Source organism: Massilia sp. UBA6681 (assembly GCF_002454935.1).
GTDB lineage: Bacteria > Pseudomonadota > Gammaproteobacteria > Burkholderiales > Burkholderiaceae_D > Telluria > Telluria varians.
On record NZ_DKJX01000013.1, the window covers coordinates 7,984 to 8,568 of the forward strand.

Sequence of the window (585 nt, forward strand, 5' to 3'; positions counted from 1 at the left end):
GCAGAGCCGCCCACCCTACAGGTGAAACTTAGAAGTTCAGCGAACGCTTGTCCACCGCCAGCGCGGCTTCCTTGACGGCTTCCGACAGCGACGGGTGCGCGTGGCAGATGCGGGCGATGTCTTCCGACGAGGCCTTGAACTCCATCGCGACGACGGCTTCCGAGATCAGCTCCGAGGCCACCGGGCCGACGATGTGCACGCCCAGGATTTCATCGGTCGTGGCATCGGCCAGGAACTTCACCATGCCCGAGGTATCGCCCAGCGCGCGCGCACGGCCGTTGGCCATGAACGGGAAGGTGCCGGCCTTGTAGGACACGCCTTCGGCCTTCAGTTGCTGCTCGGTCTTGCCGACCCAGGCGATTTCCGGCGAGGTGTAGATGACCCACGGGATGGTGTTGAAGTTGACGTGGCCGTGCTGGCCGGCGATGCGCTCGGCAACCGCGACGCCCTCTTCTTCCGCCTTGTGCGCCAGCATTGGGCCACGCACCACGTCGCCGACTGCCCACACGCCCGGCAGGCTGGTGCGGCACTCGTCGTCCACGACCACGAAGCCGCGCTCGTCCAGCTGCAGGCCGACTGCTTCGC

At 66.5% G+C, this 585-nt stretch carries 1 protein-coding gene; it reads right to left on the reverse strand.

What is annotated here, in order from left to right; genetic code table 11:
* Positions 1–28: 28 nt before the first annotated feature.
* Positions 29–585: FAD-dependent oxidoreductase (locus B2R83_RS01855; protein WP_292037983.1), on the reverse strand; the 557-nt coding region annotated here is incomplete at its 5' end.